The following is a 17,638-nucleotide window of genomic DNA, read 5'->3' on the forward strand; positions in this document are numbered from 1 at the left end:
TGAAGCTCATGTGGGAACCTAGGTGCGCACTAGCCGAGGAATGATTTTTCCCACTGCTCCTGGAACTGGGCGATCTTTTCCGGCGACAGTGCCGCGATGTCGGGGAGAGGGATGTCCTGGGCCCGTGCCACCGAGTCGGGTATGTCTGGCAGAGCACTGCCGTAACCGAATGACAGCGCCGTCTGCCCCTCGACCGTCACCATGAAGTCCGCCAGCACCTGGGCGGCATTGGGGTGCGGCGCCGACGAGAGCACGTGCGAGTACCAGGGTGTGCCCCACGCGGGATCGGGCAGCGCCCAGTTCACCGGCGCACCGGCAGCCACCTCGCGCAACAGCGGCTGGACCATCGGCGTGGCAGAGATCTCGCCTGAACTCAAGGCCTGCGCGATACCCAGTGCGCTCGGGTACACCCGAGGATCCATCTGAGCGAGTCGCTGGTTGAAATCATCCGGCCCCCAATTCTTCTCGAAGAACTGATACTCGTCGACCACGGCCGCAAAGCCGGCGGGGTTGACCACGCCGATCCGTCCTTTGAGCACCGGGTCGAACAGATCGTCCGGAGATGCGAGGCCGCCCGGCAGCGCATTGGTGTTCCAGCCAAGTGCGAAGACTGCTGCGCTCGTCAAGAAGAAGCGGTCGTTGATGACGCTCCGGTCTCGTTCGTACTCCGGATTGTCGAATGCCGGTCCCACGATCTCGGTGGAGTACGAACCCGAGTCGGCCGCATTGGTGATCCACGCCGGATCCGACACCATGTGGACATCCGCGGTCCCTTTGCCGGTCCGATTCTCGGTCTCCACACGCGGGTTCATCTCCACGTCGGTGCCACGCACGAACTCCAGGGCGATGTCCGGATACTTTTGCTGGAAAGCGACTTTGAGCTTCTCGAGGTTCTCGGGATGCTGTGTCGAATAGAGCACCACCGATCCCTCCTCCTTCGCCGCGGCGACGACCTCGTCCCAATTCCCTTCAACAGGTCCGGATGGAGACGAGCCGCCACAAGCCGAGGCGAACATGGTCAGCGTCGCGCCCAACGCGACAGCCACCACTTTGAGTGTTCTCAAGGTCATACCCTTCGTCGGAAACTGAACCGATCTTGGTTCAGGAGCTTAGGGCCGTGCTTGAGGTGATGTCAATCACTCATCGGGTTCCGGCAATCTGGGCGCAGGGTGGCGCGGCGGTATCCCCTCCGGCTTCGTGTACTTCCTCCGGTTGCAGTCGGAGGGAGTGGCTCAAACCGGAGGGAGTGCACTGCTCAGGACCAGGAGGGCTGCAGACCGATCACCCGCTACGTCCAGCCCGCCGTTTCCGTGGCCGCCTGATGGGTTTGCTCGAGGAACTTCAGAACCATGGCTTCGGGATCGGGTGACTGACGCACGAGGTGGTACGGAAGCACGTACTCCCCCAGCGCGGCGTCCCAGGACGCAGGAGCTTCGACGGCCGGATGGGTGTCGTATCCGTCGGGGTGGGGGTACGCGTAGGCGTAGAAGACGCCTTCCTCGGCACCACCGGGCCAGTAGCCTGCGCTCGAGACCTCGTCACTGTAAGCCTCGTGCATGACCCAGTCGGGGCAGTTCGGAATGCCGCCAGGATGCCTGGGGGCCGGTCGTCCCGAGAACCGTGTGACGGCGAGATCGAATGCACCCCAAAAGAAATGGACAGGTGACGACTTTCCCCGAAACTCACCACGGAACCTCGACAAGACACCATGCGCACTGACCAGGGACCGCCAGAAGCGAGACATGGCGTCCGCGTCGTACGACGCATGCACGGTGTCCTCAGCGAACGGAGTCGCATCAGGCAGTTCGACGGGGGTGCCGACCAGCTTGACGTCGAAACCGAGAGCGTCGAGGTGACCGATGTACTCGGCGTAGAAGTCGGCGACGGTCCGCGGTTCGAGCTTCATCCGGCGGGTGCTGCCGTCGGTGACCAGGAACAGCAACTCGTGCTCGATGAAGTCGAAGCGAATCTCGAGGCCGCGGTTGCCGACGACCATCAGCGACGTGGTGAGTCCGCGCGCGTCCACGTACAGCGCGACGCCCCACCAGTGGTTGAGTTCCGGCCCGAGAGCCATCCGGGTCTTACCGACGATCTGGGTCCACAACTGAACGGTGTCCCTGGTGTCGATCCACGAGTCCACCGGCAGGGCGGGCCAAGAGTCGTCTCTGGTGCTCATGGGCCCATGATTCCCGAGGCTCACGCGACTCGCGCAACCGGGATGAAGGTCTACACCGAGACGATGTGCCCGACCGATCGGAGTGCAGCGCAGGCATTGCCCAGATGAACGCGCGGGACCAGAACAACATCTGCGACGGCCGTGGAAACAACAAAGATCGGACAACCCGACGCCGACAGCGGCGCAGCAATCGACACCGTCATCCCAGGCTCATCGAGCCCGTGTGCCGATCCACCCGAGTAGAAGGCGAGCCAGCGATCTGCCTCGTCCGGTTCAGCTCGGCGAACCCGTGTTGTCCCCTCAGGAGACGTTGCCACCATCAGGCCGTCAGGCGCACCAGGCATTTCGACACCCGGCGGCGTGTGCTCGATCTTGAACTCGCCGTCGAGTAGCGCGATGCGCTGCGGAACTATGTCAATGGTCAACGACGTCACGACAACACCGTAACCAACCACCTGAGGGCGGCGTGGACGCGAGAAGTCCGACACCGACGAACTCTCGACGATCGCGCGCCGACCCTCGAGGCGCTCCGATGCTGAAACAGTGGCCTACCGAGTCAGCTCTCGGAGTCGTAACGGGTGCAGATTTCGATCGCCTCATCCAGTGCGCCGGCGCTACCCATGGCGTCTTCGAGTTCGGAGCGTTCCAGGATCACCGGGACCGGCTCAGCGGCTACGGTCACCGTGATCGTCATGCTGAATGGGCGGCGTGCGAGCCGGTTCACCAATCCGACAGGAATACCGAGGTCGCGCGCCACCTGCTTCTGGGTGCCCGGGGATTGTGTCAGTCGACGTTTGATCTCGACCTGCCAGACGAAATCCTGAACCGCCTCTCTGCGAACCGCATCCGAGAGAACCGAGGGGCGAGCCAGGCTCGCGATGTCGGCGCGTGGGCCGAGCTTGTTGAGTTGGCGCCGTTGTCTCCAACGCCGAAACCGCGTCTGCATCGGACCAGAGTAGGACTCACTTCCGTCCTCTGGGTTGCGATGTCCGCTATGAGTAGATTTGAACCGGACGCACTGGAGGCGGCGTCCACGCCTCTGACAAGGCTTCTTCACGTGGCTGGTAAATCCTCAAGACCAGAAAGAACTTGCCGGCAGGGCTGGGAAGCCAGTCCTCGTGGGTTCCGTCGGGCGGTCGCTGCCTACTGATGTAGATCGCACGCGATAGCAGGCGGTCGGCTCCCCCATGGCCCGTGGCGGACCCAACCGAATGTTTGTGTTCCGGAGCGTCATAGAGCCACCCACTGTCTGCCTCGTAGAGAGTGATGCTCCAAAATGCTTTTGCCGGAGGTGGTTCTGTGATCTCGATTCGGTAGACCCCAATCGATCCGTCCAGTGCCCCGCCGGTGGAGTCGACGTAGGTGTTGTAGGAGCAATTCTCTTCGACGACGTTTGCGCCCAGGCCCACGAAGTTCATGACCGCGCGCGCAAGGAAGTTGGTGCCGTGCGCACCTTTGTCGAGTACGCGTGTCCAACCAACCGGGAGTCGCCTACCCAGTAGCGGGCGCGACTGTTCGATCATCGTCATCGCGCTCGCAAAGCCATCCAGGGCACCTTCCGCGACTGCGGGGTCCAAAGTTTCCGGATCGCAACCGAATTGGCCTCCGACACCCAGGAGCCGGAACTGCGACGCGAGGCTGTAGTCCTCGACGGGGACCCCGTTGATGCGCAACGATGCATCGAGCGCTACCAAGAACGGTTTCCAGGCGGACTCCACCTCGTGCTGAGACACCACCGGCCACGTTCGTGATTCCTCACTCGCGCCGGAAATGGTCACCGAGTCCTGCAGTTCGTGCACGACGGGCAGATCAGCCTTTCCGAACACCTGAATTCTCATCAGTAGCCACATCATTGGTGTTGCCACCCGGAAGACCTCCGCACCATGGGGCGGCAGGCCCTCCCAGTCCGTGGTTGCGACGAGGACCCGTCGAGGGGTGTTCGGATGAGTTCGGTGGCTGATGTTGCTTGCGTTGCTGTACGCATCGAGAAAGTTCAGGGTGTAGTAACGGCCGTCGAACCGGGGGAGCTCGAGCACTACCGGACCGTCGGTGAGGTCGATCCAGGCGTTCGAGTACAGCGTGTCCACGTTCGGCACCCGAAACGGCTGGTACCCGGCGCCGGCGATGTCGCGCTCGTGGTTGAGAAGGTTGAGTCTCCAGGCTCCGCGACCTCCTTCTGGAGCGCAGGCTGCACACATGCTCGCGAACTGGTACACCGACGGAAGCCCGTACATCACTGCCAGCTGCATCAACGACGAAGCCAAAGCTGTCTTCGACTTGTCGCTTAGCGGCACAATATCTTTCGCAGTAGACGAGGCCAGCTGGGCCGCGCGCATGGGGTGGTACCGGGCGAAACCTGCACGACCACATCCACTGCCTTCGTCACTCACGATGCGCAACCCCCTTCCCCGAACCGAGTCGCCATGCCGCCATGCGTCCGCCGATACAACGTGATTGACATCACCCGATCTTAGGTGGTGAACTGATCTCAGTTCAAGTACCTAAGGAGAACTCAGACCATGAACAAAACGTGGACTACGCGCGGCCTGTTTGGGCGCAGCCTTGTACTGGGCACGGTGATCACCGCTTGCGGGGGCGGTTCGGGAAACACGGCGTCGGTCGAAGGCAATTGGGACGAAGTCGTTGCCGCCGCGAAAAAGGAGGGTTCCGTGATGCTCTACTCGAGTCAGAACATCGCGATACTCGAGAGTCTGAAAGAAGCTTGGAGCAAACAGTATCCAGAGATCAAGCTCGAGTTCGTCCGGGGAACGGATGCAGATCTGAACCCCCGCATCGAGACCGAGAACCGGACAGGAAAGGGAACTGCCGACGTTCATGTCGTCACCGATACGGCTTGGATTGCCGCGGCATCTGACTCCGGCGCCTACTCCCAGGACCTTCGCGGGCCCAGCTTCGACAATCCCGAGTATCAGCCCGACGCAAGCATCAAGAACGGCAAGTTCTTCCTCGACGTGGCGGCAACCTTCGGCATGGGCTGGAACACCAACACGGTTCCCGAGGGCTTGTCGAACCCCGCGGATGTCCTGAACCCCGAGTATGCGGGCAAGATCGGAATCGTCAACCCCGTCGGAATCGCCTCATACGTGGACCTTTACGACTTTTACACCAAGAACTTCGGCGCCGACTACGAGAAGAAGCTGGCGGCTCTCGAACCGAGAATCTACCCGAGTGCACTCGGTGTTGCACAGGCGCTCACCTCCGGCGAGATCGTGGTCGCCCCGATGGTGCAACCGCTGATACGCGAGGTCGCGTCTGGCGCCCCCGTCAACTGGGCCCTTCCTAAGCCTTCATGGGGGACACCGTTCTTCGGCCACGTGACCTCCGTCGCCACACATCCCAACGCGGCACAGGTACTTGCGGACTTCATGGTCAGCCGCGAGGGTCAAACCGCACAAGCCATCGGTGTGGCGACCGCCCTCCCGGGCATTCCCGGGGCGACTGCGGACGCACATTCCATTCAGACCCCCGATCCCGGCCAGTTGACGCCGCAGTACGTCGACAAGAAATCCCAGGAATGGGAGCAGCTCTTCACTCGCTGAGCACGACGACCGGTCGCCGCGTATCTCACATCGCGTGAGATACGCGGCGGCACAGTGTATTCGCGGTAAGAAAGCCTTGGATCACCGAAGTGGGCTCATCGACATCACCACGACGAGCGCTGTCAGCCCCATCATCGACACGATCACGGTCAGCATAAGCATGGGCACCCCGGCACTGTGGGTCAGATGAACTCGGCCCGTCTGCGATATGGCCAGGTCTCGGTGAGTCGATGCCGGCCGGCAAATGCAGCGAACGAAAAGCGCTGCGGCACTGAGCGCGATGACACTTTCCAATGCGACGAGTAGCCACTGGTTGGTCATCGCGCTGAATCTGATGCCGACCACCGCGATGACAACCAACGCGCAACTGGTTCGCTGCCACGACAGCGCCGTACGCTCCAGCTGCAGCCCGCCATCAAGGAGCATCACTCGTTCGGCAGCCGGTGAATGCTCTGGCGCGTCCGTCATAGCAGCACCGACCACAGCACGAGGACAGCCGCGACCGACAGGACCAATGCGAGCGGCGCAGCAAACCGGGGCGACGGCAGCGAACCTTCACTTCGCAAGCTGCTCTCGGTTCGCGCCCACGACCACCACGCTTGCAGTGGCAACAGGATCGATGCGCCGATCATCAACACCGACGCAGCGGTACTCGGAATCGATCCCCTGCCAACCCCGAACGCCTGTAGCGCAACCCCAGCCGCCATGAGCGCCAGGGACGTTCGTATCCAAGCGAGGTAGGTTCGTTCGTTCGCGAGGCTGAATCGAGCATCCGGCTCACTGCCCCGCTCGTACACCCACCGCGGGAATCGTCTCTGTTGGCCACCTTTCTTCCCGTATTGCACGTCGCCTCCACCTCGGTAGAACGGCCCCGATCATCACGGGCCCACTCGCTATACTCTAGTTGAGTTCAGTTCAATTATGAAGGCGGGAAGTAGTGCAGCAACACCAAGCATCCCTGGCCGATGTCGCTCGCGATCTGCAGATCTGGGGGTTCCCGGTGGTGTTTGCCCAACGCCTCAGGCTGCGGTTCACTCTGCCTTTGGACCCGGAGGCCCCCCGGCCTGCGACCTCAGCTGGGGCCCGCCTCAACAACCTCGGCCACCAACGACGACTTTCGGACCCCACACTGACCGCGGGAGTGGCACCGAACGTCGACACGCTCTACTCGCTGGCGTTCCTGGATCTCGATCAGGGAGAGTTCGAGCTTCGCCTCCCTGATTTCGCAGATCGGTACTACAGCGTGCAGATCGGTGAAGCCGATTCATCCACCACAGCTGTTCTCGGACAACGCAATGTCGGACCGACGCTGCCGCGTCTGTTCATCCGGCGGTACAACGCCGGCGCACACGACTCGGCTGCCGGTGAGATCATCGAATGCCGGTCCCGTTTTGTCATGGTGGCCATCCGGATACTCGTGGATCCATCCGATCCCGATGACGTGGCGCTCGTCATGGGTCTCCAAGACGAGATCGAGCTAGTCGGCCCACCGAGCCCACCCGTGGAGACGGCAGCGGATGCGGTTCGCCTGGCGAGTCGTGATCGTGAGGCCGAGGTGAGCGAACCCGAGTCCTTCGTCCACTCCGTAGGCCACGCCATCGACGGGCTTGCCGCTGACGACATCCCGTCGTGGGTCGCTTCGGCCCATCATCGGCTACAGGAAGCGATCACGGACACGGCCGACCCCCCGGCTCGCGACTCGATCGCAAGCGGATTGGCGCAGGGGATGAGCGACATCGCGAGTCATGTCAAGACATTGGGCCGCGCCGTCAACGGCTGGGCAATCAACGACGTTGGTACAGCCTTTGGAGAGAACTATCTCCTTCGCGCGGCGGTTGCATACTCCCAGATCTTCATCAACCCGGCGGCCGAAGCCCTCTACCCGGTGTGCGAGGTCGACGACACCCAGAGCCAGCTCAATGGAGCCCACGCCTACACACTGACCTTTGCCAACGGTGATCGCCCGCCCGCCGCCTTCTTCTGGTCGCTGACCGTGTACCACTCGAAAGGTCTTCTCTACGAGAACGAGATCTGCCGTTACGCGATCACCGATCGAACCCCCGGCTTACAGATCGGTCCTGATGGATCACTGACGATCCACCTCCAGAACAAGGCACCTTCAGAGGGGCGCTCATCCAATTGGCTTCCCTGTCCCCCAGGCGATTTCCGTCTCATGTTGCGGCTGTACGGACCGACCAACCCAGGCTGGAACCCACCAGTGGTGAAAAATGTCAACTGAACCACAATTCGCCAGCGGTATCTGTTGCAACGGCTTGGGCGACCGACCCAGGAAGAGCCCTCAGTAGCTGGTCGATCTGCGTAGCGCGATCCGAGATGGTGTTCGGGTCGGCCACGCTGTCCGAACCTACAACGATCCGGTCAGCGAACTTGCATATCAAGGTGCGCCAGTCGGGATGCACGCCGCCGTCGCCGTGGACCACAGAATCAAGAAGAACCCACGACAATTCAACAGTCAGATTGTGGTGCCGCGACAAGAGCCTCTCGACGAGCTCGATCTGGCCATCGGGATGCACTCGACGCGAGACCCCCGCGTGGCACCACACGATGCGGGTGGTGCGGTGTCGCCGTATCGCGTTCTCGAACGGTTCGACGTACTCCTGCTCAGATGGCCGCCCCGCCGAGCTGGAATCGTGGTGCACCGAGATAGGAACCTTCTTATCGGCGCAAAAACCGAAGACGTTGTCCATGGCCAGGTGGTCCGCGACGGGGGTTTCGCCCCGCGTCAGGTTGGTCAGGTCGTCGTGCCGAAGCAACACCTCCCCGATGCCTGCCCATCGGTCAGACCTGGCCCACACTGCTTCGAGATGGTCGACCGCCAAACGGTCTGTCGGATCAAAACCGCAGATGAGCGGCGCCACAGTGAAACCGGGCGCCTCATCGAAAGTCGCAAGAGAGTCAAGTACGAGCACGTCGGTCAGCGAATGGTAGTGACACGGCGCATTGTCATCGAGGTAGTAACTGGGCTTGAGAGGTTCGGCAGTCGACCACTTCTTCTTCACCGGCAAGCCAAAGACCACGGCACGTTCAGCACCACTGTCTCGGAGAGACCTGATCAACCCGGCAGAGTCTGCCGGACGCTGCAAGAAATCGACAACATGCACGTGTGTGTCTGTCCACTGCATAGGCACATTCTTACCGCACCCCACGAGCCTCATCGCCACCAGGCGATGACCGCAGACTCGACACCGCCGACGTCCTCACATCGGTTGCCTCGCAGCCCTGTATGACCCGACATAGCCGCTAGGCTCGTCTCTGCGGCTCCAAATTACTCGCCGAATCTGGTTTAGCAGCGACAACTTTGCGACGAAAAGGGGGGTCTCCGAGTGCACGCTGAAACGGACGTCATCGCAATCACTCCGCGGGCTTCGTGACGAATGGCCAGCGTGACGCACGCGGAGTCCGCGCTAAAGCTGATTAGCGCGGACGATGCAGAAACAGGCCGGCGAGAGGCCGTGTATCGAGGTTGCCATCAGGGAGACGGTGGCGCGGGTTGATGACATGGAGACATAGGTACGGTGGCCGCGGCTCTGTCCGGCCGCGATCGAGTCGGCCGCCACCAGCGTGCTCTCGTCCAAGTTCCATACCAGCCGGATATTGGCTGCGCTCAACACCTTTGGCAAGGCCAGCCGGAGGGCAACGGCGGCATTGGTGGTATTGGTGGCGTGCATCAAACCCACTTCTACGTCACGGTCATCAAAACAGTTCGCGGCCCCGACGTCGAGAACTAGGCGAAGATGCCGGACGCCCCCTCGGTGTTGACGGATAGCGGCGAACCACGGCGTCATCGAGTGAACGTACGAGACCCCAGCCGCTGCATGACGCATGGTCTCCTTGGTGATTGGTACCTGGCCGGTGGCCGCGGCAAGGCCTATCGGTGGCCACCCGGCAAGCGAATCACCGGGCGCCCGTGGGAAGTAACGGTCCAACAACTTGATGGACACGAGCCCGCGCGCCGTTCCCGCACTTGGTCTCGCTCATCTCTGCTCCTCTAACACGTAGTGGACTTTCACGATGTCGGACGATCCGTGCTGCAGGGCGTTAAAGGAGCTAGTGGCCTCGTGAAGTGGGATTGACGTCACCCAACTCCAGTCCCAGTCCGCCGATAAACCAACTGCCGTCTCGAATTCGCTGTCGCTGTACGCGAACGAACCAATCACGTCTCGTTCAGCGACGACGATGCTGTAGGCGCCATATGGGATGCATACATCGTCGCCGTGAATACCTACCCATACCGCGCGACCACCGGGTCGCAGAGCAGAGATCGACATGGCCTGCGTCGCCTGTGCTCCCGCAGCGTCAATACAGATATCGAAGCTGTCTGGTTCCAGGGCGCTGACCACGTAGCCGACCTCGAGTGATTTGAGCACCGCCTGCCGAGTCGGCGACACCTCGGAGAGGACGACCTCACCCGCGCCCGCGCGCCACGCGCAAAGTGCAGCGGCGATACCGATTGGGCCGCCGCCGACGATACCTATCCTTTTCCCGTGAACGTCGCCGGCCCGGTTGATGGCGTGCAGTGCCGTCGCTGTCACCTCCGACATGGCCGCAGCGGTCCACGACGCGTGGTCGGGCAGCGTGACTAGGCGTCCCTCGGGCACCGAGACTCTTTCCGCAATTCCACCCGGTCGGGAGATTCCGATGATGGTGTTACGACTGCACAGGTGCGACCGTCCTGAGGTACACAGATCGCATGCATCGCAGGGCATTTGCGGATTGACTGCCACACGACGACCGTCGTCGGTGACGCCGCCGAATTCGTGGCCAATGGTCAGCGCAGGCAGATACAGACCGTCCGCTACGCCGTGCAGATCGGATCCACAGACGCCAGCAGCACGCACGTTGATCAGAACTTCCCCCTGCGTGGGGACAGGCTCGTCCACATCGACAATCTCCACGCGTCCCGCGCCGACGTTCTGTAGAGCTTTCACGTGCTCACGCGCTCCTTTTGTCTAGTTCATTGCTTGGCCTCATCGAGCCGGATCGTGCTGTTCTCGTCGGGTTGCGAGCTACGACCGAAGGCGATCGAGGTCTTCGCCGAAGACATCTATTGTTGCGGCATGCGCAGTCGGCCCAAGTCCGACGCGGCGTCGCGGGCTGCATCGACGTTCACATCAGCGATCACGACCTGCACGTGCCGATCAATCATTGTCCGGCGTTTTGATCTCGGCGTTGATCGAAAACCGTTCTCGCTGACTGACAATCTCCTCGACAACGTCCTCGGGTGCGTGTTCTGGAATCCAATGCGAAATACCCGCCAACTCCACAAGACGGTACTCGCCCGTCACATACACCCGCGAACGCTCTATACCGGCTCGTCCGACGGCCATGTCCCCATCGCCCCAGATCAAGGTCGTCGGCGTCGAGACGCAGATCTGCGGCGGATCATCACGAGCCGCGCGATACCAGTTGATGGCCGCATCGAGGGCGCCTGGCTGCAGCAAGACCTTCAGGTGGCGTTGTGCGGTGTCCTCGTCAACCACATCGCCGTACCCAGCTCGAAGTCCGGCGCCATCATTGTCCGTGAGGAGGGCCACCGCCGATGGGTCGTCCTTCAAGAAATCCATGTACCAGGACCGTTCGATCTGGTCTGCGTCGTGAGTTATCGCCCATGCAAAGGCATTCGGATGCGGCACCGCCACTGCGATCAGAGAATGTACTAGGTCCGGGTGTCGCGCAGCGACCTGCCAGGCAACGGTCGCGCCCCAGTCGTGACCGACAAGTTGTATGCGGTCGTAACCGTAACCTCGACAGACTTCGACTACGTCGTCGATGAGATGTTCAATGCGGTATTCGTCGACTCCCGAGGGCCGCGCCCCCGGGGAGTACCCGCGCTGGTCGAAAGACAGTGCGGGAACGTCGACCTGGTCGAGATGACGCATGACTTCATCCCAGGAGGCACGTGATTGAGGAAACCCATGTAGCAAAACGACTGGCGGCTGCTCGCATTCGCTCTGCGCCACCGAGTTCCGAGTCGTGTCAAAGCGCAGGTGTCCGACGCGGATCTCACCCGCAACCAGCTCAGCATCTGACAACACGGCGCTCCTTCGGCAAACGGGCGAAACTGTGACTGCGCGAGATTAGACTGCCGTCTAGACACATGTCAACATTCGCCCGCCCGCGCAGTAGGCCGGCAGATCAGTAGTAATGCTCCGCGCGAGAATCGCCTCGATCACGAGGTGAGAATGCCCAGACCTCGACGGCCGCCGCTTAAAGGCCCTCACGTGAGTTTCAAACATGAGATGCGATCGGTGAACCGATCACTTATGATGATTAAGGCGGCGTTTCGATCGCCAAACCGGTACAGCAGCTCGGATACTATCGTTTACTCGCGCTCCGCGCGGTGTGACACCGATTGCCTGCTCAGGAATGAAAGGCCGCTGAAATGGGCCAACTGGACGGTCAAGTTGTCTTTATCTCGGGCGTGGCTCGCGGCCAGGGGCGTTCACACGCACTGACTCTCGCCGAGGAGGGCGCCTCCATCATCGGCTTCGACCTATGCGACGAACTCGCCTCGACGGCTTATCCCGGCGCCACCGATGCCGACCTGGAAGAGACCCGGCGGCTGCTTCACGAGGTCGGCGCGCCAACGGTGTTGTCCCACGGCGATGTCCGCGATTTCGCGCAGGTCGAGGCAGCTTTTCAGCGCGGGCTCGATGAGTTCGGTCGGGTTGACATCGTCATTCCGAATGCCGGTCTGTGCTCCGGGGGTAAAACATGGGAGATCTCTGAAGAGGCCTGGCGCGAGACCATTGACATCAACCTCACCGGGGTGTGGCACACGGTGAAGGCCGCGGTCCCGACTTTGATCAAACAGGGCGAGGGCGGGTCGGTGGTGTTCATTGGTTCGACCGAGGCGCTCAAGGGCGCCGAGAACATGTCCTCATACGCGGCATCGAAGCACGGTGTCACCGGAATGATGACGAGCCTGGCGCGCGAGTTGGGCGAGTACGGCATCCGCGTCAACTCCGTAAATCCCACCTGCGTCGACACGAACATGATCCAAAATCCGTACGTCTGGGGGTTGTTCCAGCCCGACAACCCCTCACCCACCCGCGAGTCCGTCGAATCTGCTTTCACAGGTACCCACATCTTGCCCGTGCCGTGGATGGAGCCGATCGATGTCAGCCGCGCGATACTTTATCTGGTCAGCGAGGCGGGCCGGTACATCACCGCATCCACGCTGACAATCGACGCGGGCTTCATCGTCAAGTCGTGATGTCATGAACGCGCCTGCGGCCTCGCCGCGTCCGAGTCCGAACGTCGCGCCCCAACCCGAACATCAAATAAGTTGGGGCGCTGCAGATTCGGTGCAGACTGCTATTGGGATGGAGTGCTCGAGCACCCCTGAACTGGTCGGGCGGCTGCAAGAAGTATATCGGCACTTGGAGGCGGCCACGGGTTCGTCGCATCCGCATGCCGCACTGGCACAGTGTCGCCGGCTCGTCGCGGACATGATCGTCGGCCTCGAGCAATCCGCCTCGAACTCGGACCGAACCCGGGTAGAAAAGCTTCTGACAAGCCGCGAGATCGATGTTGCCAGAGCAGTCGGCGCGGGAATGAGAAATCGGGCAATCGGACAAGATCTCATAATCTCTGAGACCACCGTCAAGTTCCACGTGCGCAACATAATGCGAAAGCTCGGCGCCCAGAACCGAAGTGAGGTTGCGGCGTGGATGGCACGTGTGGAAGTACGAGGGCGGCAGCCGGTCACCGACACTCGGGCATCACGAGCATCACGAGCATCACGAGCATCGTGAGAGCAGACTGACCGCTCCCGCGTTCCCCGATTCCTCCAGCTTGGTGGCCAGCGCAGTGAACACGATTGCCGTGGTCATGGCGTCACCCAGCGCGTGGTGGGGAGTATGGATCGGCAGATTCATCTGCTCGGCAACGAATTCCAGAGAAATGCTCTGGTGCGGTTCCATGTCCACGTCAAGGTAATCCCGTGCCAGCACTGCCGTGTCGATGAATGACTGCGCGAACTCTCTGTGAGTGTGACGGAAGGCCCTGCGCAGAAATGCGCGTTCGATATGCGCGCCGTGGGCGACGAGTACACGTCCCCGCATCAAGTTGTCGAAACGGTCGACGCAATCGGCCAATGACGGTGCAGCGGCGGTATCTTCGCTGCGGATGCCATGAATCTTGACTGCCTCTTCCGAGATTCGTCGGGAGCTGTGCACGAGCGAATAATGTGCGGCAGAACTCATGATTCGGCCACCATCGATGGGCACCGCACCGATCGAATTGATCTGGTCGGCAACGGGATCGAAACCACTGGTCTCCAAGTCGATGACCAGGTAGTTCCAGCTCTTCCACGACGCCGGTGACACGGAGGCGTCCGCGTCGGACGTTCGGCGACGAAAGCGCATCAGAGCACTGCCTTGTCATATCGGTCGGAAGCGATCCGATCCTGCACGGACTTGATGGCGCGGAACGCGTCTCGTAACTGACGGCGTTCCGGCCCGGTGATCGTGGCTGGGTCCAGACACGAGGAAATCTGCCGGTGCTCGCGCAACGCCAAGATCTGATGCTCGGCCACGAGACCAAAACAGTGCTGATAAGCACTCGATAGATCGTCGGCCTCGGGATGGCTGAGCAGTCCCGAGTCGCGAGCCGTCGTTATCCGTTTGAGGGTCGACCCAGATGCGTCGCCTGCCCGAAAGGCGAGAGCACGCGCTAATGATGCAGCGGGACGTAGTGCAGCCTTTTTCAGGTTCAAACTCCGGCGACGACCCATGTGCTCGACGACGAACTCGCGAACGAAGCCGGCGGGCGGGCGCTGGCGTAGGGCATTCATCGTGAGGGTCCGTGCATACGCATCGCGCCCGGGCGTCGCAGACAAGGCCGACTGGAGTGGTTGGGTGAGCCGGGCGTAGGTCAACGGGCGCGCATCGAGCATGGTCGAGACCATCATCACCGATTCATCGTCTTCGGGCTCGGTGCGCCACGAGCGAGCGGCTTCAGCCCACCCGGGCGCGGATCTGTTGAACAGGTCGTTGGACGGGTTCAGTCCTTGCTGACATGGTCGCAGCCCGCACCGTTTTGTGGCCTCGACGATTGCACGCGATGCCGCCTTGAGGACTGCCGCATCCATGACCTGCTCATCCCCCTCTGTCGACCAGGCAACCGCGGTGTCGAGATCGGAGTTCGGAAGCGGTTCTCGTCGCCCGAGCGAACCCAGGAGCATCCATGAGGGGTTGATCGATTGCCACAGTTCGTCGTTCGCAGTGTGGAGCTCGACTACTCGCCGGAACAGGGCCTCGTTCATGGTGGACAAGACTGCGGCGAGATGCATCGGCGGAACTCCGGCATCCCAGAGCTCGACGAGTGTCGGATTCAACAGGCGCGCAGCGTCGGCCAGCTGCTCGATCGTGTCGGCCTTGGCTGCCGCGCTCCGGATGACCAGAGGATGACTGACGTCGGTCGCCGCGATGTCGACGACTCGAGCGATTCCCATCGGACGTCCTCGGGCATCGGTCACCACGAGGTGATGTATGCCGAACTCGACCATGCGTAAATAGGCTGCGCTGACGGTGTAGTCACCTGAGACCGACAGGGCGGGGATGCTGGCAATGGTGTCAACCGGCTGGTCCACCGGAATCTCACCTGTGGCCACGCGCCGCCGGAAATCATCGTCGGTGACGATGCCTATTTCGTCACCGCGGACAAAGATCGCGCACGACTGTCCTGTTTCGGTGATCTCACGTGCCACGGCCCGGATACTGTCCGTTGGCTCGCACCACAGAACGCCCTTGGTGACTTCGCTCAGTGGGCGTTCGAGCCGATCGACCGCTCCTCCCACCGAGATCAGCCGGTCTCGAGCAGTGACCGAGCCATAGTGGCTGTACTGCAGCACCTCTGGATGCACCAGTCGGTTCCGCGGATCGGGTAGTTGATAGCAGACGGTGTCTTCTACAGCGCGGACCGACATCGACGGCGCCAGTCCGGAGAGGACGGAGACATGGCCGAATGTATCTCCCGCAGTGAGCAGGTCGACTTCACGACCGCGGTCGAGTATCTGCACCGAACCGGTGCGGATGACACTCATCTCGTGCAACGGCTCAGCCCCTTCGGGCACGATCATCGTGCCCGAGGCGAAGAATTCGACGTCGACCGTCTCGGCCAGTGATCGCAGATCTGCGGAGTCAAGCCGGTCATATGGGGAATGGGCTCCGAGGAATTCCATGTACTCACGCACCGTCGGCCTCCCCAGAACTGGAGCGACCGACGGTACACGACACATCGAGGCAGCGGGCCATGATTACCGATTGCGTGCGCTGCTGAGGCGTTCCGCGACCTCGATGGCATCACCCTCGGGGGCGGTGGAATTACGTTCGGGCTTGGCGATGAACAGGTAGGCGAGGCCGACGCCGAGCACCACCAGGAATCCGATCAGCGCGATCCACCTGTCGTAGAAGGCCAGGCCGGGTTCGGAGCTCGGCTTCGCCAATACGATCATTGCCAGGACCCCGAAGATCAGGGCGCCGATGTTGACGACGAACCCGAACCGTCCGAGCGACCACGGACCGCCCGGACGCCAGCCCTTCAGTCGCATGCGCAGGGCCGCGAACACCACCATCTGGAACGCGAAATACCCGGCGAGTACCTGGAATGCGGCAATTCGGAACTGCGAACCCGGCTCGAAGAACACGAACACCACCAGGGCCACCGGAATGATGTTGATGGCGATCAGCGCGTTGCTCGGGACGTGGCGCTTAGATGTCTTGGCGAAGAACGCAGCTCCGGGGAACATGTTGTCTCGGCCGAACGAGAACACCAGTCTGCTCACCGCGGCCTGCTGCCCCATCACGCCGGCCAGGAAGGCCGTGAGAACCGAGACCAAGAAGAGTTTCGTACCGATGATGCCAATGCTGTCTTGCAGGATCGACGGGATGGGATTGCTGTCCTCACCATCGACGATGGCTTGCAGGTTCGGTGCTGCCAGGACGTAACCGGCAAAAGCCACAACCGCGAAGAAGCCGCCGAGCACCACCGTCATGATCATCGCCTTGGGGATGGCTCGTGCGGGGTTGGGCGTCTCTTCCGCGACCTCTCCACACGATTCGAACCCATAGAACATGTACAGACCCACCAGGGATGCGCCGAGGAAGGCATAGAAGTAGGGACTGTCACCGTCACCGGCGCCGAGGGTGTCGAAGAAGACTCCGAAGTCGTTCTTGCGCTCGAAGATCAGCAGGTATACGCCGACGATGACGATGCCGGCGACTTCGCAAGCCAGACCGATCTGGGATAGCCGTGCCAATGTCTTGGTTCCGGTGAGGTTGAACGCAAGGCAGATCGCAAGTACCGCGAGCGTGATCCCGAGGCGTTGGCCGTCGCTGGGTGTGACCGACGGTTCGGACTCGGTGCCCCCGAAGAGGCTGGCAATGAAGTCTGAGCTGAACAGCGCGGTGGTAGTGATTCCGATGGTGATGCAGCAGATGTAAGTCCACGACATCGCCCACGAATATCGTCCTCCCCACAGGCGTCTGGCCCACTGGTAAAGACCACCTGCTACCGGATACTGCGACACGATCTCACCGAAGACGAATGCAACGAGCAACTGTCCGCCACCGATCAGAACGATCCACCAGATCGCCGGGGGGCCGGCTTCCGACAGCCCCAACGCGAAGATGGAGACCACGCTGACCATCGGCGAGAGATAGACGAATCCAAGGGCAAAGTTTGCCCACAAGCTCATCTTGCGTTCGAACTGGTTCTCGTAACCCAGTGCCTCGAGATGGGCATCGTCGTCGCTGCGGGTGTCGAGTGCGGGACGCTTCCGGCGCTCGGGTTTTTCGATTGACATTTGGTTTCCTTCCGGCGGTCCCGGGGGGGAGCGATTGCTCGCAACGCTACTTCACTGTGATCGGTCTTGCAG

18 protein-coding genes are annotated in these 17,638 nt (G+C 61.6%); 4 read left to right on the forward strand and 14 right to left on the reverse strand.

Annotated elements, in window-relative coordinates; all coding sequences use genetic code 11:
• Positions 1–29: 29 nt before the first annotated feature.
• The 5 genes from W823_RS0128670 to W823_RS39605 all read right to left on the reverse strand — a co-directional run bounded on the left by W823_RS0128670 (position 30) and on the right by W823_RS39605 (position 4,425).
• Complete coding sequence (locus W823_RS0128670; protein WP_031331899.1) at positions 30–1,070, reverse strand: extracellular solute-binding protein; 1,041 nt, start codon at positions 1,068–1,070, stop codon at positions 30–32.
• A gap of 218 nt (positions 1,071–1,288) precedes the next feature.
• Positions 1,289–2,176, reverse strand: a complete 888-nt coding sequence (locus W823_RS39590) for a DUF5996 family protein (protein WP_023956857.1) — start codon at positions 2,174–2,176, stop codon at positions 1,289–1,291.
• A 50-nt stretch (positions 2,177–2,226) separates the two neighbouring features.
• A complete protein-coding gene (locus tag W823_RS39595) occupies positions 2,227–2,610 on the reverse strand; it encodes an ACT domain-containing protein (protein WP_152538027.1) in 384 nt (127 codons plus the stop codon).
• A gap of 122 nt (positions 2,611–2,732) precedes the next feature.
• Entirely contained in the window at positions 2,733–3,122 is a 390-nt protein-coding gene (locus tag W823_RS39600) for a hypothetical protein (protein WP_023956862.1), read from the reverse strand.
• 46 nt (positions 3,123–3,168) lie between these two features.
• Complete coding sequence (locus W823_RS39605; RefSeq protein WP_023956868.1) at positions 3,169–4,425, reverse strand: DUF1254 domain-containing protein; 1,257 nt, start codon at positions 4,423–4,425, stop codon at positions 3,169–3,171.
• A gap of 270 nt (positions 4,426–4,695) precedes the next feature.
• Here W823_RS39605 and W823_RS39610 point away from each other — a divergent pair, with 270 nt between their 5' ends.
• The gene (locus tag W823_RS39610; protein ID WP_023956870.1) at positions 4,696–5,736 is read left to right on the forward strand and encodes an ABC transporter substrate-binding protein; all 1,041 of its coding nucleotides are present in this window, start codon (positions 4,696–4,698) and stop codon (positions 5,734–5,736) included.
• Between the two features lie 81 nt (positions 5,737–5,817).
• On the opposite strand, the gene W823_RS39615 is transcribed toward W823_RS39610, so the two are convergent.
• Positions 5,818–6,204 (reverse strand): DUF202 domain-containing protein, encoded by a 387-nt coding sequence (locus W823_RS39615; RefSeq protein WP_081729692.1) that lies wholly within the window; start codon positions 6,202–6,204, stop codon positions 5,818–5,820.
• Complete coding sequence (locus W823_RS58755) at positions 6,201–6,581, reverse strand: YidH family protein (protein WP_023956874.1); 381 nt, start codon at positions 6,579–6,581, stop codon at positions 6,201–6,203. Before W823_RS58755 ends, W823_RS39615 begins: the two co-directional genes overlap by 4 nt.
• Positions 6,582–6,673: 92 nt before the next feature.
• On the opposite strand from W823_RS58755, the gene W823_RS39625 reads away from it, so the two are divergent.
• Complete coding sequence (locus tag W823_RS39625) at positions 6,674–7,975, forward strand: DUF1214 domain-containing protein (RefSeq protein ID WP_023956876.1); 1,302 nt, start codon at positions 6,674–6,676, stop codon at positions 7,973–7,975.
• On the opposite strand, the gene W823_RS39630 is transcribed toward W823_RS39625, so the two are convergent.
• The 4 genes from W823_RS39630 to W823_RS39650 form a co-directional block, all read right to left on the reverse strand.
• The gene (locus W823_RS39630) at positions 7,968–8,774 is read right to left on the reverse strand and encodes an amidohydrolase family protein (RefSeq protein WP_235189483.1); all 807 of its coding nucleotides are present in this window, start codon (positions 8,772–8,774) and stop codon (positions 7,968–7,970) included. The genes W823_RS39625 and W823_RS39630 overlap by 8 nt on opposite strands.
• Before the next feature lie 387 nt (positions 8,775–9,161).
• Entirely contained in the window at positions 9,162–9,542 is a 381-nt protein-coding gene (locus W823_RS39635; protein WP_152538029.1) for a hypothetical protein, read from the reverse strand.
• Between the two features lie 189 nt (positions 9,543–9,731).
• Positions 9,732–10,685, reverse strand: coding sequence for an alcohol dehydrogenase catalytic domain-containing protein (locus W823_RS39640; protein WP_081729693.1), 954 nt, complete (start codon positions 10,683–10,685; stop codon positions 9,732–9,734).
• A gap of 210 nt (positions 10,686–10,895) precedes the next feature.
• Positions 10,896–11,717: an alpha/beta fold hydrolase gene (locus W823_RS39650; protein WP_235189484.1), complete on the reverse strand. Its 822-nt coding sequence runs from the start codon at positions 11,715–11,717 to the stop codon at positions 10,896–10,898.
• A 422-nt stretch (positions 11,718–12,139) separates the two neighbouring features.
• On the opposite strand from W823_RS39650, the gene W823_RS39655 reads away from it, so the two are divergent.
• Together W823_RS39655 and W823_RS59550 are read left to right on the forward strand one after the other, a co-directional pair.
• Complete coding sequence (locus tag W823_RS39655; RefSeq protein WP_023956892.1) at positions 12,140–12,973, forward strand: mycofactocin-coupled SDR family oxidoreductase; 834 nt, start codon at positions 12,140–12,142, stop codon at positions 12,971–12,973.
• A gap of 235 nt (positions 12,974–13,208) precedes the next feature.
• Positions 13,209–13,514, forward strand: a complete 306-nt coding sequence (locus tag W823_RS59550; protein ID WP_369792601.1) for a response regulator transcription factor — start codon at positions 13,209–13,211, stop codon at positions 13,512–13,514.
• Here the strand turns inward: W823_RS59550 and W823_RS39665 are convergent.
• The 3 genes from W823_RS39665 to W823_RS39675 all read right to left on the reverse strand — a co-directional run bounded on the left by W823_RS39665 (position 13,500) and on the right by W823_RS39675 (position 17,566).
• Complete coding sequence (locus tag W823_RS39665; protein WP_023956897.1) at positions 13,500–14,126, reverse strand: PolC-type DNA polymerase III; 627 nt, start codon at positions 14,124–14,126, stop codon at positions 13,500–13,502. The genes W823_RS59550 and W823_RS39665 overlap by 15 nt on opposite strands.
• Positions 14,126–15,955 (reverse strand): putative nucleotidyltransferase substrate binding domain-containing protein, encoded by a 1,830-nt coding sequence (locus tag W823_RS39670; RefSeq protein WP_023956899.1) that lies wholly within the window; start codon positions 15,953–15,955, stop codon positions 14,126–14,128. The genes W823_RS39665 and W823_RS39670 overlap by 1 nt, the downstream gene beginning before the upstream one ends.
• A 63-nt stretch (positions 15,956–16,018) precedes the next feature.
• Complete coding sequence (locus W823_RS39675; protein WP_023956901.1) at positions 16,019–17,566, reverse strand: APC family permease; 1,548 nt, start codon at positions 17,564–17,566, stop codon at positions 16,019–16,021.
• Positions 17,567–17,638 lie beyond the last annotated feature (72 nt).

Origin of the sequence: Williamsia sp. D3, assembly GCF_000506245.1 — a bacterium.
Lineage (GTDB): Bacteria > Actinomycetota > Actinomycetes > Mycobacteriales > Mycobacteriaceae > Williamsia > Williamsia muralis.